The sequence below is a fragment of the Leisingera sp. ANG-M1 genome (assembly GCF_000813745.1).
GTDB lineage: Bacteria > Pseudomonadota > Alphaproteobacteria > Rhodobacterales > Rhodobacteraceae > Leisingera.
In genome coordinates, this window is record NZ_JWLC01000019.1 from 1 (window position 1) to 22,567 (window position 22,567).

Here is a 22,567-nt window from a genome sequence, read left to right on the forward strand (position 1 = left end):
CCACGGCCGCGAAGGCGGCCTGCAAGCCGCCCTCGACTACACAAAAACTAAAGCCGTATGGCTCAGAACATCAGACGAACAAATCCCGGACCCATTCGTCATGCGCTGACCCTCCTCGCGCCGGTTTCCAATGCAAGGCGCGTCCTAAGCCGTTCTGCCCTGTACCTGGCAGAACGGCTTTTCCTTTTGCTGCAAGCGGCCTGTTAAGCTTCTAATTTAAAACGATGAAATCCTGCTTAGCTCTACGCGAACCAGAGGTAAGCCATAGATTTCTTTTTCCTGTCCAGGGGATGTGGAATTCCTGTTGAGGAAGACCGGTGATGGCACAGGCCGCGCCGAAGTGTCAGGAGAGGGTTTGGAAATGGCGATTGAAAAGGTAGACACGCTGGTTGTTGGTGCAGGCCAGGCCGGCGTGGCCATGAGCGAGCATCTGACCAGCCACGGCGTGCCGCATTTGGTGCTGGAGAAAAACCGGATTGCCGAAGCTTGGCGCACCGGGCGCTGGGATTCCCTGGTGGCTAACGGCCCGGCCTGGCATGACCGGTTTCCGAACTTGGAATTCACCGGAGCCGACCCTGAATCTTTTCCCGCCAAAGAGCGGGTTGCGGATTACATGGTCGAATATGCCGAGCGCTTCAATGCGCCGATCCGCACCGGTGTCGAAGTGAAGAAGGCCGAGCGCATCAACGGCACCGGCGGTTTCCGGGTCGAGACCTCGGACGGGGTGATCGAGGCGCAGCGGATCGTTGCCGCCACCGGCGCCTTCCAGCATCCGGTGATCCCGCCGGTGGTGCCGCAAGGGGCGGCAGTGAACCAGCTGCATTCCTTCCACTACCGCAATCCCGAACAATTGCCTGAGGGCGCAGTGCTGGTTGTGGGCGCGGGTTCTTCGGGAGCGCAAATTGCGGATGAGCTGAACCGGGCGGGCCGCAAGGTCTATCTGTCAGTTGGCCCACACGACCGGCCGCCGCGCATGTACCGCGGCCGTGATTTCGTCTGGTGGCTGGGGGTGCTGGGCCTGTGGGACCAGGCGGCGCTGGAGCCGGGCAAGGAGCATGTGACGATCTCGGTCAGCGGCGCCTACGGCGGCCAGACCATGGATTTCCGCCGTCTGGCAGGCGAGGGCGTAACCCTGCTGGGCCTGACGGAAAGCTATGATGGCGGGACCATCAAATTTGCGGGCGATCTGCAGGAAAACATTGCCAATGGCGACGCTGATTACCTGAAGATGCTGGATCTTGCCGACGAATATGTGGCGCGTACTGGCATTGATCTGCCGGAAGAGCCGCAGGCGCGCGAGGCTTTTGCCGATCCAGACAGTCTGACCAATCCGATCGGCGAGTTGGATCTGGCGGCGGAAGGCATCACCACCATTCTCTGGGCCACCGGCTTCCGCCAGGACTTTGGCTGGATGAATGTGGATGCCTTCGACGAAAAGGGCCGCCCGCAGCATCAGCGCGGGGTGTCGGTGGAGCCGGGGATCTATTTCCTGGGCCTGCCCTGGCAGTCGCGGCGCGGGTCGACCTTTATCTGGGGCGTTTGGCATGATGCCAAGCATGTGGCTGACCAGATCGCCATTCAGCGCCACTATGAAACTTACCGCGGTCCCGGCGAGCGCCGGGCGGACGAGGCCTGAGCGCCCAAGTTCCCGCGCAGCCTGCACCGCCCCGTCCCCCTGGGGCGCGTGCAGGCCTTGTTAACCTGAGCCGAAGCAAGGCGTAGCCAGAAGGTAATTTGGCCCGCCCGCGGTTCATGAAATCTTTGGCGGCAAACACAGCCTGTGGCCGGATCGCCGCCCCGCCATGCCAGGAGGACACCATGGCCCATACCCGTATCCGCAAGTTCAATACCGGCGTCACCTATCCGGAGCAGAACCTGGACAATGACCTGTGCCAGGCGGTGGTGACGCAAGGCGGTAAGACTGTTTATTTGCGCGGCCAATGCCCGCAGAACCTGGATGATGCCGTCAATATCGACAGCCATGATCCGGTCGAGCAGACCCACAAGGTGATGCAGAACATCAAGCAGTTGATTGAGGAAGCCGGCGGTTCGATGGAGCATCTGGTGAAGGTGGTCGTTTACATCACTGACGTGCGCCACCGCGAGGCAGTCTACCGCACCATGGGCGAATATATCAAAGGCGTGCATCCGGTCTCGACCGGTCTGGTGGTGCAGGCGCTGGCGCGGCCAGAGTGGCTGGTGGAGATCGACGGCACCGCGGTTATTCCGGACTGAATAACCGATTGCGCCTGGGGTTGAGGGCGGGAACGAGGGGGCTGCCTGCCCCCTCGCGCTCCCCCGGGGGTACTTTTAACCAGAAAGAAGCAGCAGGAGGCTAGCTCATGACCTTTTCGCTTGTGGCACGGTGCGCAGAGACGGGCATGTTCGGTATTGCGATTTCCTCGTCCTCGCCTGCAGTGGCGGCACGCTGTTCGTTTGCCCGGGCGGGTGTCGGCGCGGTGGCGAGCCAGAATGTGACTGATCCGAGCCTGGGGCCGCTGGCTTTGGACTTGATGGAACAGGGCATGACCGCTGCTGCAGCGGTGGCGAAAGTGCGCGAGATTGGCCGTTTCATTGAGTACCGGCAGGTGCTGGCGGTGGACAGCATTGGCGGCACTGCCATTCATTCCGGGCCGAACAGTTTGGGGATCTGGACGCAAGCTGAGGGCAAGGACGTCGCTTCGGGTGGCAATCTTTTGGCCAATGACGGTGTGTGCCAGGCCATCGTGGAAGGGTTCACGGCCTCTTCGGGGCATTTGGGCGACCGGCTGATTGCCGCGATGCGTGCCGGGCTGGCGGCTGGCGGCGAGGCCGGGCCGGTGCATTCAGCCGGCATGAAGATCGTCGACAAGGTGAGCTGGCCGGTGGCGGATCTGCGCTGCGATTGGACTGAGGACTGCCCGATTGAGGCCATCGCCACCGCCTGGGACATCTACAAGCCGCAGCTGGACGCCTATGTCCAGCGCGCGCTCGATCCGCGCGAGGCGCCGTCTTACGGCGTGCCTGGGGACGAATAAACGCGGCGCATCAGGGAGAGAAACATGCTGGACTATACTCACGACGATTGGAAATCCCGTGCCGCGGCGCTGAACTTCCGCGGCCAGGCTTTCATTGACGGAAAGTTTGTGGATGCGGCCTCGGGCAAGACTTTTGGCAGCGTCAACCCGGCAACGGGTGAGGTGCTGGCGCAGGTTGCCGAATGCGATGAAGAGGATGTGAACCGTGCCGTGGCGGCGGGCCGCCGTGCGTTTGAGGACGGGCGCTGGTCGCGGATGGCGCCGGGCGAACGTAAGGCGGTGATGCTGAAGCTGGCAGACCTAATCCGGGAAAACCTGGAGGAGATGGCGCTGCTGGACAGCCTGGACATGGGCAAGCTGGTCACTGATGCCGCCACCGTGGATGCACCGGGGTCTGCGCATTTCTTCCAGTGGTACGCGGAAGCCATCGATAAGGTTTATGACGAAGTGGCGCCGACCGGGCCGGGTGACCTGGCGCTGGTGTCCCGGGTGCCGTTGGGCGTGGTCGGGGCGGTGACGCCCTGGAACTTCCCGCTGGACATGGCGACCTGGAAGGCTGCGGCGGCATTGGCTGCAGGCAACTCGGTGGTGCTGAAACCGGCGGAGCAATCGCCTCTGTCGGCATTGCGGCTGGCGGAGCTGGCAGCAGAGGCTGGGCTGCCGGACGGGGTCTTCAACGTGGTGCCGGGCTATGGCGTCACTGCAGGCAAGGCGCTGGGGCTGCATATGGATGTGGATTGCCTCGCCTTCACCGGCTCCACCGGCATTGGCAAGATGTTCATGCAGTATTCGGGACAATCCAACCTGAAGCAGGTCTGGCCTGAAACCGGCGGCAAGAGTCCCAATCTGGTATTTGCAGATTGCGAGGACTTGGATGCCGCCGCCGACATGGCTGCCTTTGGCATTTTCTTCAATCAGGGCGAGGTCTGCTCGGCCAATTCGCGGCTGTATGTGGAGCGCTCGATCAAGGACGCCTTTGTCGAGAAGCTGATTGCCCGCGCTGAGGCCACCCAACCGGGCGATCCGCTGGATCCGGCCTCGAAAATGGGCGCCATTGTCGATGAGAAGCAGACCGAAGGCATTATGCGCTTTGTCGAGGCAGGCAAGGGCACGGCCAATCTGGTGGCAGGCGGTGAGCGTGTCACCGTCGAAGGCAAGGGCTGCTTTGTGCAGCCGACGATCTTTGATGACGTGAGCCACGACAACCCGCTGGCGCGGGATGAGATCTTTGGCCCCGTCCTGTCGGTCATTCCGTTCGACAGCGAGGATGAGGCCGTCGCCATGGCCAATGACTCGATCTATGGTCTCGCCGCGTCGGTCTGGACCGATAACCTCAGCCGTGCCTGCCGGGTGTCGGACAAGCTGCAGGTGGGCACTGTCTCGGTCAACACCGTCGATGCGCTGTCGGCGCAGACGCCCTTTGGCGGCATGAAGCAGTCCGGCTTCGGACGGGATTTGTCTTTGCACTCGCTTGAGAAGTACACTGCTTTGAAAACAACCTGGATCAAGTACAAGGCTTGATCCCATCAGCCCGGGAGAGCCTGCCTTTGCCTGTCAGATACACGCTGCGCCAGCTTGAGTATTTTGTGGCAGTCGGGGAGGCGGGCTCAATCGCGCTGGCCTCGGACAAGGTGAATGTGTCGTCGCCGTCGATCTCGGCGGCGATTGCGCAGCTCGAACAGGAGTTCGGGCTGCCGCTGTTTGTGCGCCAGCACGCGCAAGGGCTGGCGCTGACCCAGGCCGGGCGGGTGATGCTGGAGCAGGCCCGCACCGTCTTGCGCGAAGCGGACCGGATGATGGATATCGCGGGCGATATCTCCGGCCAGGTGCGCGGGCCCCTGGCGGTGGGCTGCCTGCTGACTTTTGCCCAAGTGGTGCTGCCCTCGGTCCGGCGCGGGTTCGAGGACCGGTATCCGGATGTGAACGTGCGCCAGATCGAGCTGGACCAGGCAGCGATCTTCAGCGGCATCCGGCGGGCCGAGATCGACATCGCGCTGACTTATAATTTGGATATTCCTGCGGACCTGCGCTTCATCACTTTGGCAGAGCTGCCGCCTTATGCGCTGGTTGGCGAGGACCATCCGCTGGCGGACCGCGCGGATGTGACGGTTAAAGAGCTGCGCGAGCACCCGATGGTGCTGTTGGATCTGCCGTTCAGTGCCGAATACTTCCTGTCGTTCTTTCATGAGGCCGGAGTCAAACCCAATGTCGCCGAACGCACCCGCGACATGGCGGTGATGCGCAGCCTGGTTGCCAATGGCTATGGCTACTCCATCGCCAATATCCAACCGATCAATGACCAGTCGCCGGACGGCAAGCCACTGCGGTTCATTCCGATCAGGGGCGATCTCCGGCCGATGCGGATGGGGTTGCTGATGGCGCCGGATTCCGAGAACTCGATCACCATCCGCTCCTTTGTCGAGCATTGCTCGGAGCTGGTGGAAGAAGGTGCGCTTCCGGGGTTGAAGACGGCGCCGGAAGGCGGCTGAGCCGCGGCTTAGCTGCAGGCTAATCAACGCTTTCGCAAGCTGAACTTTAGCAACGCGCTCAGTCCTGTACCCTTTTGGCACTCTTGCACGAAGGAGATGGAAATTGCGCGATCCCCGCTATGATATTCTGTTCGAGCCGATGAACATCGGCCCGCTCACAGCCAAGAATCGCTTTTATCAGGTGCCCCATTGCAACGGCGGCGGCTACCGCGACCCGTCTGCAGCTGCGGCGATGCGCGGCATCAAGGCCGAGGGCGGCTGGGGTGTCATCTTCACCGAACAGTGCGAGATGCATCACACTTCGGAAATCACCCCCTTCATCGAACTGCGCCTGTGGGAGGACAAGGACATACCGCAGCTGCGCAAAATGTCGGAGCGGATGAAGACCCACGGCGCGCTAGCCGGTATCCAGCTGGCCTATTCCGGGATCAACGGCCCGAACCTTTACACCAAAGAGGTGCCACTGGCGCCGTCTGCGCTGCCGATCCGCACCTTTACCAATGACCCGGTGCAGGCGCGCGCGCTGGACAAACAGGACATCAAGGACCTGCGCCGCTGGTTTGTGAACGCGGCGAAACGCTCGAAAGAGGCCGGGTTTGACCTGATCTGCCTGTATGGCGCGCATGGGTTCGGCATCTTCCAACACTTCCTGAGCCGCGCTACCAACCAGCGCTCGGATGAATACGGCGGCAGCCTGGAGAACCGGTCGCGGTTCAGCCAGGAAGTTATCGCGGACATGCGCGATGCGGTGGGCGACACGATGGCGATAACCCTGCGGGTGTCGCTCGATGAGACCATCGGCGAACTGGGCTTCTCCAATGCTGAGGTGCGCGATTACATCGAGATGAACAAGGACCTGCCGGACCTTTGGGACTTGGCGCAGGGGACCTGGGAAGACTGCTCGGGCCCGTCGCGGTTCAAGGAAGAGGCGGCGCAGGAGCAGTTGGTGCGCGGCATTCATGAGCTGTCGGACAAGCCGATTGTCGGCGTCGGCCGCTTCACCAGCCCGGATGTGATGGCCAAGATGGTAAAATCCGGCACGCTGGACTTCATCGGCTGCGCGCGTCCGTCGATTGCCGATCCCTTCCTGCCCAAGAAGATCGAGGAAGGCCGCATCGAGGACATCCGCGAATGCATCGGCTGCAACATCTGCATCACCGGCGACATGACCATGTCGATCAGCCGCTGCACCCAGAACCCGACCTTTATGGAGGAATGGCGCAAAGGCTGGCATCCGGAGAAGATGAACACCAAGGGCGACAGCTCCAACGTGCTGGTGGTCGGCTCCGGCCCTGCAGGTCTGGAAGCCGCCTGGGCACTGTGCCGCCGCGGCTACGACGTGGCGGTGGCCGAGGCCAAGGATGTGATCGGTGGCCGGGTGACCCGCGAACGCACTCTACCGGGCCTCAATGCCTGGGGCCGCGTCGTCGACTACCGCGACTACCAGCTGAGCCAGCGCCCGAACGTCGAAATTTACCGCGAAAGCCCGCTAGACGCGGACAGCATTCTGGAATTCGGCTTCGAGAACGTCTGCATCGCCACTGGCTCCACCTGGCGCCGCGACGGGGTCTCGCGCCAGCATGTGGTGCCGATGCCGATTGCCGAAGGCGCCAAGGTCTATACCCCCGACGATCTGATGGACGGCACCATCCCCGAGGGCCGCGTGGTGGTTTATGATGACGACCACTACTACATGGGCGGCGTGCTGGCCGAGCTGCTGGCCTCGAAGGGCGCGCAAGTGACGCTGGTCACGCCGTCGGCCTATGTCAGCGATTGGACCAACAATACGCTGGAGCAGGTGGCGATCCACCCGCGCCTGGTTGAGGCCGGGGTGGAGATCGTGCTGAACCGTGGCGTGACTGAAATCCACGCGGGCCACGTGGTCAGCAACTGCACCTACACGGACCGCACCTGGAACATCGAGGCGGATGCGGTGGTGATGGTCGCTTCCCGCACCGGCAATGACAGCATCTACGAAGATCTCCTCACCCGCGAAGCGGAATGGCTGGACGCAGGGATTAAATCGGTCAAACTGATTGGCGATGCGAACGCGCCGGGGCCGATTGCTTGGGCCACCTATGCAGGCCACCGCTATGCGCGTGAGCTGGATGGGCCGGATATCGGCGATGCGCTGCCCTTCCGCCGCGAAATCACCGAGCTGGCCGCAGACTGAGGAGGAAGGCCATGAGTGATGCAATTTACAAGACGGTTGATGTGGTGGGCAGCTCCACCGAAAGCATTGAGGATGCGGTGAGCGGGGCCATTGCCAAGGCCTCCAAGACCATCGACCACATCGGCTGGTTCGAGGTGGGCGAGATCCGGGGCCATGTCACCGATGGCAAGGTTGCCCACTATCAGGTCGGCATGAAGATCGGGTTTCGGCTTGACTGAGACCATGCAGACGCTGGACATCCTGGAGCGGCTGATCGGATTTGACACGGTCAGCTGCAACTCCAATCTGGAACTTGCCGCTTATGTTGAGGGTTTCCTGGCCGAGCGCGGCTTTGCGGTGATGCGGCTTCCGTCGCCGGATGGGTCCAAGACCGGGCTTTATGCCGAGAAAGGCCCGGCGGGGCGGGGGGTTCTGCTGTCAGCGCATACCGATGTGGTGCCGGTGGACGGCCAGGACTGGAGCCGCGATCCTTTCCGGCTGACCCGCGACGGTGACCGCGTCTATGGCCGCGGCACCACCGATATGAAGGGTTACGCGGCCAGTGCTTTGGCGCTGGCAGACAGGGCGGCGAAGGCGGATCTGAAAGAACCGCTGAAAATCGCGCTGTCTTATGACGAGGAGGTCGGCTGCGTTGGCATTCAGGAAATGCTGGAGCGGCTGGCACCGCTGATCGGACAGCCGCGGGCCTGTTTCGTCGGCGAGCCGACCGAGATGGAAGTCGCCATCGGCCACAAGGGCAAAGCGGCTCTGCGCGCCGTGTGCCACGGCCAAAGCGGGCATTCGGCCCTTGCTCCCAACTTCACCAACGCTTTGCACCTTGCCGGGGATTTCCTGGCCGAACTGCGCACGCTGCAGGAGGATTTCGCCGCCAATGGCGCGCGGGATACGGCTTATGCGGTGCCCTATTCCACCGTGCATGCCGGCAAGATGAGCGGCGGCACCGCATTGAACATCGTGCCGGACCGCGCCGAGCTGACATTCGAGTACCGCCATCTGGCCGCCGACCGGGGGGCGGACATTCTGGCCCGCATTCAGGCCGCTGCTGACCGTGTCAGCGCCCGCTACCCGGCGGAGGCCAGCGTCGAGGTGGAGCAATACAACGCCTATCCCGGCTTGGATGTGCCTGCGGACAGCCCGGTTGTCCCCTTTGCCCAGAAGCTGGCCCAAAGCAATAGCACCACCAAGGTCGCCTTTGGCACCGAGGCCGGGTTCTTTGACCAGCTGGGGGTGCCCACCGTGGTTTGCGGCCCGGGCTCGATGGAAGGGCAGGGGCACAAGCCCGACGAATATCTGGAACTGAGCCAACTCGCCGCCTGCGACGCGATGATGGACCGGATCCTGGAAGATCTGACTAATTGAGGAATACAGCATGACAATGACAGCCTATCTGCAAACCATGGAGCGAGGAGACCTGGACGCCTGGGGCACGCCCGAGGATATCGGCTCCGAAACCGTCGAAGGCGCGCCGGAATGTGCCGGCAGTTTCGATCTGGGCAGCCCGGACGATCCGGTGTTCGGAGGTTTGTATTCAGTGACCAAGGGCAAATACCGCGTCACCTATGGCTTTCACGAGCACGCAACCCTGCTGGACGGCGAGGTGGCGCTGACCAATGAGGCGACCGGTGACACCGTGGTTTATGGCCCCGGCGACAGCTGGATCATTGCCAAGGGTACCCCGGTGCTGTGGGACATCCGCAGCGATGTGGCGCGCAAATCTTACCTGGCAGTGACGACAGATCTGCCCGGGTGATTACAGAAATCGCCTGGTATGACGCGCTTGGCCTAATCGGCTCGGTGGTCATTGTCGTGGCCTATTACATGGCCACGCGCAATTTTCTGCCGGCCGACAGAATTCCGTTCAATGCGGCTAATATCGCGGGCGGGGCTTTGGTGATGATTTCGCTGGTCTACCGCCCAAACCTCGGCGCCATCGTGATTGAGGTGATGTTCCTGCTGATTGCACTGCTCGCCATCTGGCGGAACCTGCGGGCCAGAGCTTAACGCTCCGGCCCGTTCAGCATTGCGGCATTGCTTAGAATTTTATTTGTTTTGTCAGCTGACAAGCTGCCGGTTTCCGCCAGCACCGCGCTGATGCTGCGGCCAGAGGCCAGCGCTTCCTTGGCGATCCTGGCGGCGGCGTCATAGCCCAGATGCGGGGCGAGGGCTGTGGCCAGTACCAGGCTGTTGTCTAGCAGCGCTGCGCAGCGGTCTTCGTTGGCAGTGATGCCGGTCACGCATTTCTCTGTCAGCACTTCGACAGCGTTTTTCAAAATCCGGATCGATTCCAGCAGGTTATAGGCCACCACCGGCTCCATCGCGTTGAGCTGAAGCTGGCCAGCCTCGGCGGCCATGGTGATGGTCAGGTCATTGCCGATCACCTGGAAGCAGACCTGGTTGACCACTTCGGGGATCACCGGGTTGACCTTGCCCGGCATGATCGAAGAGCCAGCCTGTACCGCCGGCAGGGTGATCTCGCCAAAGCCGGCACGAGGGCCGGAGGACAACAGTCGCAGGTCGTTGCAGATTTTCGAGAGCTTCACCGCTACACGTTTCAGGATGCCGGAATAGGCGACAAAGGCGCCAAGGTCCGAGGAGGCTTCGATCAGATTGCCCGCCTGTTTCAGGTCAAACCCGGACAGCTCGGACAGATATTGCAGCGCCAGCGGGGCATAGCCGGGTTCGGCGTTTACCCCTGTGCCGATGGCGGTGCCGCCCAGGTTCACTTCGGTCAAGAGCTGGCTGATATCGCGCAGCCGGTCGATGTCCTCGCCCACCGTAACAGCAAAGGAGGCAAACTCCATCCCCAGCGACATCGGCACTGCGTCCTGCAGCTGGGTGCGGCCAACCTTTGCGATGCCGTCAAAGGCCCTGGCCCGTTCGTCAAAAGCTTGCTGCAGCGCGTGCAGCGCCTCACATAGCGGCGCGGTGCTGGCCAGCACCGCCAGCCGGATTGCGGTCGGGTAGACGTCATTGGTGGACTGGCCGTGGTTCACATCGTCGTTCGGGTGCAGATGTGCGTAGTCCCCGGGCTCGCGCCCCATCCATAGAAGCGCGAGGTTGGCGATCACCTCGTTGGCGTTCATGTTGGTCGAGGTGCCGGCGCCGCCCTGGATCATGTCGACGCTGAAATGCGCGTGATGCTGATCCGCGACGATGCTGGCACAGGCGGCTGTGATTGCGCCGGCCTTGTCCGGTTCCAGCCCGCCGGTTTCCGCATTGGCGCGGGCGGCGGCGGATTTCACCATTGCCAAGCTGCGCACCAGCGCCGGGAAATGTGACAGCGGCACGCCGGTGATCGGGAAGTTCTGCCGGGCGCGCTCGGTCTGGATGCCGTGCAGGCTGTCTGCGGGCAGCTCAACCGGGCCGATGGAGTCCTGTTCCTGGCGTGTGGTTTGCATCGTCTTTGGTCCTGGCCGCTGTGAAACTCCGCCCTTGCCTAAGAGCTGCCCGGCAAGCCGGTAAAGACGCGGTTTCCTTGCCACCGGTTAGGATTCTGCAAAGCTGCGCCGACGACATTTTCAGAGCTATTCACAGAGCGGTCAGCAGGTTGTTCGAATATGGATAAGTTGCAGAAAATAATAAGTTTTCAAAGGTTAGGCAGAGACTAACATTTGCTGAGGGAGTCAATTCTTAATGCGAACCCCTGCGCTTCCTATGCTGGGACAAACGTCAAGCGGCATTGAGGGAGGCGCAAGTGTCGGAGAGGATGTCAAACGCGATTGATGTGCGTAACGCGGTCAAGCGCTATGGGGACTTCACGGCCCTCAAGCGGATTTCGCTGACCATCAAGGATAATGAGTTCTTTACCCTGCTGGGGCCCTCGGGCTGCGGCAAGACAACGCTTTTGCGGATGATCGCAGGGTTTGAGGATGTGACCGAGGGCGAGATCCTCCTTTACGGGGATGAGATCGAGAAACTGCCCCCGCATCAGCGGCCGGTGAACACGGTGTTCCAGAACTATGCGCTGTTCCCGCATATGACCATTCTGGAAAACGTCGCCTTTGGCCTGGAGATGCGCGGCAAGTCCAAGTCCGAGGCGCGCACCCGCGCCGGCGAAATGCTGGAACTGGTGCAACTGTCGCAATTCGCTGCACGCAAACCGTCTCAGCTCTCAGGCGGCCAGCAGCAGCGTGTGGCGCTGGCGCGTGCGCTGGCGCCACAGCCTAAAGTCCTGCTTCTGGACGAGCCGCTGTCGGCGCTTGATCTGAAGCTCAGGAAAGCCATGCAGCTGGAGCTGAAGCACCTGCAGCGGGAAACCGGGATCACTTTTATCTTTGTGACCCATGACCAGGAAGAGGCGCTCACCATGTCCGACCGCATCGCGGTGATGTCGGCAGGCGAGATGCAGCAGCTGGGCAGCCCGACCGAGATCTATGAACAGCCGCGCAATATGTTCGTGGCGGATTTCATCGGCGAGACCAATCTGCTGGAGGTCTCGGTCGATCAGGTGATGAACGGCCGCGCGGTCTGCCATCTGGGCGGCGGCCATGCGCTGACCTGCAACTCGGTCGAAGGCATCAATGTCGGCGCCAAGGTGCATATGTCGGTGCGGCCCGAGCGGCTGTTCACCACGGATGTGCCGGTCGAAGGCGAAGCGCTGAAAGGCCGGGTGGTCGAGAACATCTTTGTCGGCACCGACATCAGCACAATTGTCGATCTGGCCGAGGGGCCGCAGTTCATCGTGCGGACCTCGAATTCCGAGCGCGGCAACAAGCGCATCTTTGAGCCGGGCAGCGAAATCTTTGTCAATATGGAGCTGGGGGCCGGGCGCCTCCTGGTGGACTGATGGCAGCAGGTGCAGCAAGCGGCGGCAGCGCAACAACAGACACATACAAGGAAGCACGCAACTGGCTGTTGCTTCCCTCCTGGGCGGTTCTTGGGATCTTTGTCCTCGCGCCCGTATGCATGATGCTGGTCTATTCCTTCCTGACCAAGGAATTCCGCGGCGGGGTGATCTGGGAACCGTCGCTGGCGGCCTATGATCAGTTCTTCTTTGACCGCGGGCTGTTCGGCGACGAGCCGGCCAAGATCGAATGGACCTATATCACCATTTTCTGGCGATCGATCTGGCAGGCCGGCGCGGCGACGCTCCTTAGCCTGGTGATCGGCTTCCCGACTGCCTACTTCATTGCCACGCGGCCCGAGCGCGTGCGCCCGTTCTGGGTGTTCCTGATCACCATCCCCTATTGGGTGAACCTGCTGATCCGCACCGTGTCGATGAAGTTCCTGCTGCGCGACCAGGGGCCGCTGAATGACTTCCTGATCGGCACCGGCCTGATCGACAGCCCGATCCATATCGTCAACACCAACTTTGCGGTGCAGCTGGGGCTGTTCTACTCCTACCTGCCGTTCATGGTGCTGCCGATTTATGCGGCGGTGGAACGCTACAACTTCTCGCTCTCCGAGGCGGCGGCGGATCTTTATGCGCCGAAATGGGTCACGCTGCGCCGTATCGTGCTGCCTGCGATCAAACCGGGCGTCATCGCGGGGTGCATCCTGGTGTTTGTGCCTTCGATGGGCTCCTTCCTGGCTCCCGACCTTCTTGGCGGCGCCAAGAACTTCATGATCGGCTCGCTGATCGAAGAGCAGTTCAAGGGCAACGCGGGCAACTGGCCCTTTGGGGCGGCGGCGTCGATGATCCTGCTGACCATGGTGCTGATCATCCTGCTGATCTTTGCCCGCCAGCAATCCAAAGCCGAAAACGGAGGGAGCTGAGCCATGGCAACCGTCAACAATGACATCAAGACCTACAAGGGCTTCCGTGCCATCACCCTCCTGTGCCTTCTGGTGCTCTATGCGCCGCTGGTGATCGTCACGATTTACAGCTTCAACGCATCAGCCTCGATCACCAACTGGGAAGGCCTGTCGTTCCGCTGGTACGCCGATGTCTTCACCGGCCCGGAAAGCGACAAGTTCAAGGTGGCGGCCTTCAACAGCTTCACCATTGCTATCATGGCGGCCACGGCGTCGACCACCATTGCCACATTGGCGGCCACCGCCATGGTGCGCGGCGGCAAGTTCAAACTGCGGACCGTATCCTTTGGCCTGATCTCGCTGCCGCTGATGGTGCCCGAGATCGTGACCGCAGTTGCGACGCTGATCTTCTTCAACTCGATCGGCTTCACCCGCGGCTACCTGACCATCCTGGTTGCCCATATCGCCTTCTGCATCCCCTTTGCCTACCTGCCGATCTCGGCCCGGATGCAGGGTATCGAGGACAGCTTTGAACAGGCGGCAATGGACCTTTACGCCACCAAGCGCCAGGCCTTCACCAAAGTGCTGATGCCGCTGATGGCACCGGGGATCATCTCGGGCTTCCTGCTGGCCTTCATCGTCTCTCTGGATGACTTCATCATCACCAATTTCGTCAAAGGCGCCGGTGTCGAAACCCTGCCCACCGCGATCTTCGGTTCGGTGAAACAGGGGATCAAACCCAACATCATGGCGATCTCAACCATGCTGCTGAGCTTCTCCATCGTGATGGTCACCATCAGCTATTTCGTCAGCAAATCAGACAACACCAAGTAAGTCTCAACACGGAGGAAACGGAAATGAAAACCATGCTGAAAACCACTGCTGCCGCACTGGCGCTGACGGTCGGCGCAACGGCAGCAGCCGCGGAAGAGAAAGTGGTTCTTTACCATTGGTTCGAATACATGCCGCAGGAGCTGCTGGACAAGTTCACTGCCGAAACCGGCATCAAGGTCACCATGGACACCTTCGACAGCAACGAAGCCATGCTGGCCAGCCTCAAGGCCGGCGCCATCGGCACCTATGACCTGTCGGTGCCCGGCGACTACATGGTGGCGATCCTCAAGAACCAGGGCATGCTGGACACCATTGCGGATGGCGAACTGAAGAACAAAGCCAACATCTCCGACCAATGGCTGGACGTTGATTTCGACCCGGGCCGGATGCACTCGATCCCTTATCAGTGGGGTTCCACCAGCTTTTCAGTGAACCGGGATGATTACCAGGGCGATATCCAGTCCACCGACATTCTGTTCAACCCGCCGGAAGAGCTGAAGGGCCGCATCAACGTTCTGGACAGCCAGGCAGATGTGCTGGCGATGGCCTCGCTGCACTTGGGCATCCCGCAATGCACGAATGACCGTGAACAGCTGAAGGCACTGAACGCGCTGGTGCAGGGTGCCAAGGAGAACTGGACCTCGTTCAACTCGGACACCGCCAAGGAAGTGCTGGTCTCGGGCGACGTTTCGGCGGGCATGATCTGGAACGGTTTCTCGGCCAAGGCCCGTGCGGAAGGCGCCAACGTGGAATACGCCTATCCTGAGCAGGGCATGCTGGTATGGATGGACAACATCGTGCTGCTGAAGGATGCGCCGAACCGCGAGAACGCGCTGAAGTTCCTGGACTTCATGCTGGAGCCGGAAAACGTCGCGGCGCTGACCAACTGGACCCAGTATTCGGCTGGTGTGGACGGGGTTTCCGACCATCTGGACGAGGCCCTGCGCACATCGCCTGAGAACAACCCGCCGGCCGGTGTCTCCACTGCCTTCATCCAAGTTTGCGATGAGCAGACCCAGGCAGTCTATGACACCATCTGGACCAACCTGAAAAAGTAATACCTCCCCTGGTAGTCCGTCAGGACAGCCTGCCCCGGGTGCTGCGTGCCCGGGGCTTTTTTGCGGTCAATCCGGCGGGCTGCCGATGTGCTGGAGCAGCATCAGGAACAATTCCCGTTCGGTGGTGATGTCGAGCTTGCGGTAGATCCGTTTGCGGTGGTTCTTCACGGTGCCCGCTGAAATGCCCAGGGTTTCCGCGACAGTGACCGTCGGCTGGCCGCGCAGGATCAGCCCGCAGATGGCCGTTTCGCGTTCTGTCAGCCGTTCGCGGAACAGTTGCTGCAGCGCGGTTTCGAGATCGAGAGAAGCCTCTGCGGCCGGGCGCCGGATCAGGAAGGTGATGCGCCCGCCGGGAGCCAGGGCAAACTCTTCGTCCAAAGGTTCGCACAGGACCTGCGCCTGACCTGCAGAAACCGGAGTTCCGGGCGCGCGGCGCGCGGTTTCGACCGCCTCTGAGACCGCCAGATCCTGTCCGGCCATTGTGGACCAACTGGCATCGGCAAAGGCGGGTTTGCCTCTGCTGTCTTCGATCAAAAAAGCGTCGGCATCCGGAAATCCTGTTTCCTGTCCGGCCCCGTCCTCCAGCTGTGCCAGTACCAGTTCCTGATTGCGTTTGTGTAGGGCGTGCAGGGTGGGAAACAGCGTTGACAGCAATGCCAGTTCCATCTCCGTGAAAGGCTCTTGCCGCAAGAAGAAGTAGTTGTCTGCGTGTCCCCCGATCTTAGGGCAGATCAGGGCGATTTCATCCGCCATCCCGGTGCGTGGCTGGAAACTGGCCACGTAGCTTTCGAGGCTTTCCCGGATCCGGTCCGAGGCTTTGGCCAGAGAAGCCAGGCTGAGCAGTCCCGTTTGCCCGGTCTCGCGCCAATGGCGGAAGAAGGGGTCGAACCGGTACGCCCCAGCCAAGTAGGCGGAAATCTCCTGATCCGGCACGTTGTCATGGATAAAGTAATGCGGCACGGCATAGCGCGAATACTGCAGGACACCGCTGGTATCGGCTTGCAAGAACCGGCCTAGCGCCTCTAGCAGCGCCCGCTGGAACCCAGGTCGGCCGCAAAGCCGCACCGGCTCCGCCAGATCGGGGAAGGACATCGGCGGCGGTGCAGGATTGTCGTGCATGGGCAAAGGCTTCGCAGGTTCGAGGAGGGGTCCCTTTAGGGACCCTACTGCGGCAGGCCGCCTTGGGTAAAGCTGGGTTTGAAACGGCTGCGGCAGTTCGCAGGCAGCCAGCAAGGGAGACCCAGCATGACACGTGACCCGCGCTATGACATTCTGTTCGAGCCTGTGAAAATCGGCCCCGTCACCGCCAAGAACCGCTTTTACCAGGTGCCGCATTGCTCCGGCACCTCGGACAATGCGCCCGATGCTAATACCCGCATGCGGGAGATGAAGGCCGAGGGCGGCTGGGGCGTTGTCTGCACCGAGATCGCCGAGATCGCCAATACCACCGAATTCTGGCCCTACCCCTCGCTGCACCTGTGGAGTGACGACGACATAAAGCGCATTGCCCGGATGCCAGAGGCGGTGCACCGCCATGGTGCCCTGGCCGGGGTTGAGCTGGGTCATGTCGGCCTGGCGGCGGGCAACCGTGCCTCGCGCACGCCGCCCTTGGGGCCGGGCTCGTTTCTGACACTGGAGTCGGTGGAGCCGTTCCAGTCCAAGATGATGGATAAGCAGGACATCAAAACCGTCCGCGAGCAGCATATCGCGGCGGCGGTGCGGGCCAAGAAGGCCGGGTTTGACATTATCTATGCCTATGCCTCGCACGGGCTGTCGATCTTCAGCCAGTTCCTGCAGAGCAAGTATAACACTCGCTCGGACGAGTACGGCGGGTCCTTGGAAAACCGTGCCCGGCTGCTGCGGGAGGTGCTGGAGGGCATGAAAGAAGCTGTTGGAGACACCAGCGCCGTGGCCTTCCGCTTTGCCGTTAATGAAGTCGACGGCGACCTGACCCAGGGGCAGGAACTGGTGGAAATGCTGAAGGATATCCCGGACCTGTGGGATGTGAACCTGTCGGACTGGCCGGAGGACAGCCAGACCTCTCGTTTTTCCAAGGAAGGGTTTCAGGAAGAGCAGATCGCCTTTGTGAAGGAGATCGTGAACAAGCCGGTGGTGAGCGTCGGCCGCTTCACTTCGCCCGACACGATGCTGAGCCAGGTGAAGCGAGGGGTGCTGGATCTGGTCGGCGCAGCGCGGCCGTCGATTGCTGACCCGTTCATTCCGAACAAGATCAACGAGGGCCGGGTCGATGACATCCGCGAATGCATCGGCTGCAATATCTGCGCCTCAGGCGAGCTGTCTTATGCACCGATGCGCTGCACTCAGAACCCCACGGTGATGGACGAGTACCGGCGCGGCTGGCATCCGGAGCGGGTGGAGCCAAAGGGCTCGGACGACAGCATTCTGATCGTTGGCGGTGGCCCTGCCGGGCTTGAGTGCGCCAATGTGCTCTCCAAGCGCGGCTATGAGGTGACGGTGGCCGATGCCCGCGCCGAACTGGGCGGGCGGGTCAAGCGCGAGGCCGGCTTGCCGGGGCTGTCGGAGTGGATCCGGGTGGCGGACTACCGGCTTTATGCGCTGCAGCAGCTTGGGAATGTCAGTCTCTACACGGAATCGCCGCTGACAGCGGAGGATATTCTGGACTTCGGAATGGAGTATGTCGTTCTGGCCACCGGCGCCAAGTGGCGCCGCGACGGGGTCGGGCGTTGGAACCAAACGCCGGTGCTGCGCGGGGATGAGGTGAATGTGCTGACACCGGATGATCTCTTGGACGGGGCAGGGGTCTCGGGACCGGTGGTGATCTATGACGAGGACGGTGCCTATATGGGCAACGTGCTGGCGGAAAAGCTGGTGAAGGAGGGGCACCAGGTCACCTATGTCACCCCGGCCAACGAGGTCGCGCCCTACCTGGCGCTGACCATGGAGCAGCACAAGGTGATTGCCCGGCTGATGCAGCTGGGGGTGCGGATCGAACGGCTGAAGATGCTGGAGAGTGTCTCCGAGGGATCGGTCAAGCTGGCCTGCGTTCACGGCGGCGAAGGGCTGGAACTGCCTTTGGGCACCATTGTGCTGCTGACGTCAAAGCTGCCTGAAGACACGGTTTATCAGGAACTGATAGCCCGCGAAGCGGAATGGGCCGATGCGGGGATCAAATCGGTATCGCAGATCGGCGATTGCGTTGCCCCCAGCATCATTGCGGCGGCGGTGCATTCCGGCAGCAAATGGGCGCGGGATCTGGACCAGGACGAGGTGCCGGTGCCGCCCTATCTGCCGATGCCGGTCAATCCGGTCTAAAACACGAAAAGAAGGACCGGAGCTGGAAAGCTCCGGTCCTCTTTACCTAGGGACCGGGGTTCAAAGGCTGCCAAAGGCTCGGTCGAGGCCGTCGTGCACGTGGTCAACATCCTCCAGCGACAGGCACATCGGCGGCACCATGCGCAGGCAGGACTGATAGGCGCCGGACTTCGACAGGATGATCCCGCTTTCGCGCGTCGCCTCGAACACTGCGGCGGTGGTTTGCGGGTCGGGCTCCTTGGTCTTGCGGTCCTTGACCATCTCAATCGCCAGCATCAGACCGCGGCCGCGCACATCGCCGATTGCCGGGTACTTCTCTTTCAGCGCATGCAGACGTTCCAGAAGCGCGGCACCAACGGTGCGGGCGTTCTCCTGAACGTTGTCTTCTTTCAAAACCTGCAGCACGGCACGGCCGGCGGCGCAGGAGGTCGGGTTGGCGCCATAGGTGTGGAACATAAACTTCTCGGCCATCGGAGCGGCGATTTCCTTGCGAGCCACCACGGCGCCCAGCGGGAAACCGTTGCCGATGCCTTTGGCCATCACCACGATGTCGGGGATAACGCCATCGGCCTCGAACCCCCACATGTGGTCGCCGGTGCGCCCGAATCCGGCCTGCACCTCATCGGCGATCAGCAGCCCGCCCGCAGCGCGCACCCGCTCGGCGGCGCCGGTCATGTAGCCCTTAGGCATTTCAACGATGCCTCCGTAGCCCTGCACGCTTTCGATGAACATGCCCGCAACCCGGCCGGAAGTGGCGGTGTGGATGGTGCGCTCGATCTCATCGAGATAAGGCTGGGCCCCTGCCTTCTCGCCAAAGATGCCGCGGTACTGGTGCGGCTCGGCGACAAAGGCGACGTTGCCGGGCATGCCGGGATGGCGCCAGCCGGAGATGCCGGTGATCGACTGCGCCGCTGCCGTGGGACCGTGATAGGCCGAGCGCAGCGCCAGCAGGTCCAGGTTGCCGGTGTAGCTGCGCGCCATGGTCATGGCGAGGTCAACCGCCTCAGACCCCGAGTTGGTGAAATGCACAACCCATTCAATATCGCCGTTCGGGTTCGGCATGGTGGCCGCCAGTTCCTCGGCAAAATGGGCGGGCACCGGGTGATAGAACATGGTGGTGCAATGGGTCAGCTCCTGCGCCTGCTCCATCGCCGCGGCAACCACCTTGGGGTGGCTGTGGCCGACTGAGATACAGACATTCATGCCCAGAAGGTCGGTGTATTTGCGCCCCTCCACATCCCACAGGTACTGCATCGAGCCCTTCTTGAAGACCATCGGGGCCTTGAAGGGGATGAATTTGCGCTGGCTTGCGGCGTAGTAATTGTCGCGCCGTTCGGCGGTCTCATTCAGGGTCCAATCCGTGTGCAGGGTCATGTCTTTCCTCCCTCGATCTCCTTGGTGCGGCGGGCGACGAAGTCGTCCAGCGCGTCGCGTGTTGCGATGTCCATTGTTGGTTGCTGATAGTCGTTGAGCAGCTGCTTCACCCGGGCGCTGGCACGTTCGTGCTGCCATAGCGCGCCCTCGGCGTTCCACTGCTCGTAAGTGCCGTTGTCGGACATATCGCCCATCCAAAAGGCGGTCTGGTAATTGTCCTGGGTGTGCTGGGCGCCCAGGAAATGGCCGCCCGGCTCTACCTCGAAAAATGCGTCCATCGCCTGTGCCGCTTCCGAGAAATCAACGCCCTTGATAAAGCGCTGCATGGCCGAGCAGCGGTCGGCGTCCATCACGATCTTCTCGTAGCCGGTGGTCAAGAGCCCCTCCAGGCAGCCGGTGGCATGGATGATGAAATTGACGCCGGCCAGCACCGCGCCCATCAGCTGCGCCTGGCTTTCGTAACCGGCCTGTGCGTCCGGCACCTTGGCCGCGGTCAGCCCGCCGACTGAGTGGAAAGGCAGGCCGAGCCGGTCCGCCAGCGTCTTGGCGCACATCTGGAACTGGGTGCCTTCGGGCGTGCCGAATGTCGGCGCGCCGGTCTTGAGGCTGATCGGCGAGAAGAAGGTGCCAAAGGCCGCGGGTGCGCCGGGGCGGATCAACTGGATCAGCGCGACAGAGGCCATCACCTCGGCCAGAACTTGCGCCAGGGTAGCCGCGACCGAAACCGGTGACATCGCACCACCCAGAACAAACGGCGAGACCACAGTGCATTGCCCGGCCTGGGCATATTCCTTCAAGGCCCAGAGCATGGTTTCGTCCATCACCAGCGGCGCGTTGGTGTTGACCACGGAATAGAGCACGCAGTTTTTGTCGACGAACTCCCGTCCCATGGCGATGCGGCACATGTCGATAGTGTCGCGGGCGCGTTCCGGGGCGGTGACGGCGCCCATGAAGGGCTTGTCGTTCATCGTCAGGTGCGTGTGCGCCATATGCAGGTGGCGCAGTTCGACCGGCACATCGACGGGTTCCACCACCACCCCGCCGGAGTGGTTCACCGCGCCAAGGCTGTAGTGCAGTTTGGTGATGTTCTTGAAATCCTCAAGCGTGGCGTAGCGGCGGCCCTTTTCCATGTCGTGCACGAAAGGCGGGCCGAAGCTCGGGGCATAGACCTGCGCATCGCCGCCGATCTGCACCGAACGGGCCGGGTTGCGGGCGTGCTGGGTAAAAACGCTGGGCGCCGTCTTGATCTTCTCGCGGCACCAGCCGGGATCGAACCGCACCCGCTCACCGTCCACCCTCGCGCCGTGCTTCTTGAACAGCTCCAGCGTTTCCGGGTCGCCGCGGAAGTCCATACCGATCTCATCCAGGATCCGGTCGGCGTTGCCCTCGATGATGGCGACGGCTTCGTCGCTGATCAGGCTGACCAGCCCGGTCTGCCGGATCGTATATGGCGCCGCCAGCGTGCTTTGCGCGGTGCGGGCAGCCATGCGCTCTTGCCGTCCAGCGCGGCGGGTGGATGTGCGGGCCATGCAGGGCCTCCGTTGCGGTCACGTCTTGTATCAGACATGGCAAGGATTTTGCGGCCGGCACAGCAAAACCACGCAACATTAGCTGCATTAATGATGCGGATTAGGAAGGGTAGATAACGCTGCCCGCCGCCTGCGGCATCAGCCGTTCAAAGCTCTGCCGCATCAGGCGGCCGCTTTCCTGCGCAACTTTGGCCGGGATATCCCCCAGCTGCCCGGCGCGCGAAATTGCCACGATGGAGCGTTTGAACCCGGCAAAGGGCAGCGGCGCGATGCGCAGCGCCATGCCTTCGGCAATTGCGTCGATCAGCAGCGAGGGCGTCAGGATGGCAAAGCATTTTCCGGTGATGACGCCCGCGACAACCATCGAGGCCCGGTCTGCCTCCATCGACCGCGGCAGGTCCAGGCGGCAGCGCTGCAGGTGCTGGTCGGTGCGCCGCCCGACCGGTGCGTCGGCGCTGAACCGGACCATGGACAGGCGTTCGCTGATGGCGTGAATGTCATTGGTGGGGCCGTCGTAATTACTTGGCAGAACGAGGAAAAACGGTTCTTCCAGGATCGGGGTGCAATCATAATCCGTAAGATCAAACTGCGGGTCCGAGGTGATGGCGATGTCGATGCTGCGGGCATTCAGCGCCGCCTGATGATCTGTTGCCAGTCCGGCCGAGAGGCTCAGCTCCGGGATGCCCAGCCCGCTGCGCACCATGTCCAGCAGGCCGGGGGTGAGGGTGGTGGCAATGGAGGCCAGCAAGGCCACCCGCAGGATCGGCATTGAGCTTGATTGCAGGTAGCGCAGCTCGGAGCGCAGATCCTCCACTTCGCTAAGGATCCGGAAGGCACGGCGGCGCAGGATTTCGCCTGCGTGGGTCAGCTCCAGCGGGCGGCGGGAGCGGTTGAACAGTGGCGCATCCAGTGCCCATTCCAGCTTTTTCAGCTGCTGGGAGACCGCGGACTGGGTCATCCCCAGCGTCGCCGCCGCCGCGGTGACATGGCGGGAATCGGCCACGGCCATGAACACCTCCAGCGCGCGCAGCAGGTTAACATCCGATTCCGCCTGCGTTTTCTTCATTATTTCTGACTTTCATTAGTCTTTCTAATTGTCGGAGCA

The 22,567-nt window shown here is 62.0% G+C and carries 20 protein-coding genes; 15 read left to right on the forward strand and 5 right to left on the reverse strand.

All coding sequences use genetic code 11. The features are described from left to right. Positions 1-361: 361 nt before the first annotated feature. The 10 genes from RA19_RS16045 (at position 362) to RA19_RS16090 (ending at position 9,680) form a co-directional block, all read left to right on the forward strand. Positions 362-1,636, forward strand: coding sequence for a flavin-containing monooxygenase (locus tag RA19_RS16045; protein WP_039164415.1), 1,275 nt, complete (start codon positions 362-364; stop codon positions 1,634-1,636). Positions 1,637-1,818: 182 nt separating this feature from the next. Beyond that, positions 1,819-2,235, forward strand: a complete 417-nt coding sequence (locus RA19_RS16050; RefSeq protein WP_039135172.1) for a RidA family protein — start codon at positions 1,819-1,821, stop codon at positions 2,233-2,235. A 107-nt stretch (positions 2,236-2,342) separates the two neighbouring features. After that, on the forward strand, positions 2,343-3,017 hold the full coding sequence (locus RA19_RS16055) for a DUF1028 domain-containing protein (protein WP_039164418.1): 675 nt from the start codon (positions 2,343-2,345) through the stop codon (positions 3,015-3,017). Positions 3,018-3,041: 24 nt separating this feature from the next. Then, on the forward strand, positions 3,042-4,538 hold the full coding sequence (locus RA19_RS16060) for an aldehyde dehydrogenase (RefSeq protein WP_039164421.1): 1,497 nt from the start codon (positions 3,042-3,044) through the stop codon (positions 4,536-4,538). A gap of 26 nt (positions 4,539-4,564) precedes the next feature. Further along, on the forward strand, positions 4,565-5,506 hold the full coding sequence (locus tag RA19_RS16065) for a LysR substrate-binding domain-containing protein (protein ID WP_039164425.1): 942 nt from the start codon (positions 4,565-4,567) through the stop codon (positions 5,504-5,506). Positions 5,507-5,609: 103 nt separating this feature from the next. Further along, a complete protein-coding gene (locus RA19_RS16070; protein WP_039164428.1) occupies positions 5,610-7,679 on the forward strand; it encodes an oxidoreductase in 2,070 nt (689 codons plus the stop codon). Between the two features lie 11 nt (positions 7,680-7,690). After that, positions 7,691-7,897: a dodecin gene (locus RA19_RS16075; protein ID WP_039164429.1), complete on the forward strand. Its 207-nt coding sequence runs from the start codon at positions 7,691-7,693 to the stop codon at positions 7,895-7,897. 4 nt (positions 7,898-7,901) lie between these two features. After that, complete coding sequence (gene argE / locus RA19_RS16080; protein WP_039164431.1) at positions 7,902-9,038, forward strand: acetylornithine deacetylase; 1,137 nt, start codon at positions 7,902-7,904, stop codon at positions 9,036-9,038. Between the two features lie 10 nt (positions 9,039-9,048). Next, positions 9,049-9,429 carry a cupin domain-containing protein gene (locus RA19_RS16085; RefSeq protein ID WP_039164433.1) on the forward strand — a complete coding sequence of 127 codons (381 nt, stop codon included), beginning with the start codon at positions 9,049-9,051 and terminating at the stop codon, positions 9,427-9,429. Next, positions 9,426-9,680 carry a CBU_0592 family membrane protein gene (locus RA19_RS16090; RefSeq protein ID WP_052261828.1) on the forward strand — a complete coding sequence of 85 codons (255 nt, stop codon included), beginning with the start codon at positions 9,426-9,428 and terminating at the stop codon, positions 9,678-9,680. The genes RA19_RS16085 and RA19_RS16090 overlap by 4 nt, the downstream gene beginning before the upstream one ends. Here RA19_RS16090 and RA19_RS16095 read toward each other — a convergent pair. Beyond that, positions 9,677-11,077, reverse strand: a complete 1,401-nt coding sequence (locus RA19_RS16095; protein WP_039164434.1) for an aspartate ammonia-lyase — start codon at positions 11,075-11,077, stop codon at positions 9,677-9,679. The two genes, RA19_RS16090 and RA19_RS16095, sit on opposite strands and share 4 nt — an antisense overlap. Before the next feature lie 308 nt (positions 11,078-11,385). On the opposite strand from RA19_RS16095, the gene RA19_RS16100 reads away from it, so the two are divergent. From RA19_RS16100 to RA19_RS16115, 4 genes are read left to right on the forward strand one after another with little or no spacing between them, the layout of a single operon-like run. Beyond that, positions 11,386-12,465, forward strand: a complete 1,080-nt coding sequence (locus RA19_RS16100) for an ABC transporter ATP-binding protein (protein WP_039164435.1) — start codon at positions 11,386-11,388, stop codon at positions 12,463-12,465. Beyond that, entirely contained in the window at positions 12,465-13,394 is a 930-nt protein-coding gene (locus tag RA19_RS16105) for an ABC transporter permease (protein WP_039164436.1), read from the forward strand. Before RA19_RS16100 ends, RA19_RS16105 begins: the two co-directional genes overlap by 1 nt. A 3-nt stretch (positions 13,395-13,397) precedes the next feature. After that, entirely contained in the window at positions 13,398-14,207 is an 810-nt protein-coding gene (locus RA19_RS16110) for an ABC transporter permease (protein WP_039130583.1), read from the forward strand. A gap of 23 nt (positions 14,208-14,230) precedes the next feature. Beyond that, positions 14,231-15,265 (forward strand): extracellular solute-binding protein, encoded by a 1,035-nt coding sequence (locus tag RA19_RS16115; protein WP_039164443.1) that lies wholly within the window; start codon positions 14,231-14,233, stop codon positions 15,263-15,265. A 66-nt stretch (positions 15,266-15,331) separates the two neighbouring features. Here the strand turns inward: RA19_RS16115 and RA19_RS26615 are convergent, their stop codons facing one another. Next, entirely contained in the window at positions 15,332-16,384 is a 1,053-nt protein-coding gene (locus RA19_RS26615) for a helix-turn-helix transcriptional regulator (protein WP_039164444.1), read from the reverse strand. 126 nt (positions 16,385-16,510) lie between these two features. Here RA19_RS26615 and RA19_RS16125 point away from each other — a divergent pair, with 126 nt between their 5' ends. Next, positions 16,511-18,559 carry an oxidoreductase gene (locus tag RA19_RS16125; protein ID WP_039164445.1) on the forward strand — a complete coding sequence of 683 codons (2,049 nt, stop codon included), beginning with the start codon at positions 16,511-16,513 and terminating at the stop codon, positions 18,557-18,559. 60 nt (positions 18,560-18,619) lie between these two features. Here RA19_RS16125 and RA19_RS16130 read toward each other — a convergent pair whose 3' ends face one another. The 3 genes from RA19_RS16130 to RA19_RS16140 form a co-directional block, all read right to left on the reverse strand. After that, positions 18,620-19,933: an aspartate aminotransferase family protein gene (locus tag RA19_RS16130; RefSeq protein WP_039164446.1), complete on the reverse strand. Its 1,314-nt coding sequence runs from the start codon at positions 19,931-19,933 to the stop codon at positions 18,620-18,622. Next, a complete protein-coding gene (locus tag RA19_RS16135) occupies positions 19,930-21,462 on the reverse strand; it encodes a trimethylamine methyltransferase family protein (protein ID WP_039164447.1) in 1,533 nt (510 codons plus the stop codon). The genes RA19_RS16130 and RA19_RS16135 overlap by 4 nt, the downstream gene beginning before the upstream one ends. Positions 21,463-21,562: 100 nt before the next feature. Further along, entirely contained in the window at positions 21,563-22,528 is a 966-nt protein-coding gene (locus RA19_RS16140) for a LysR family transcriptional regulator (RefSeq protein ID WP_052261829.1), read from the reverse strand. Positions 22,529-22,567 lie beyond the last annotated feature (39 nt).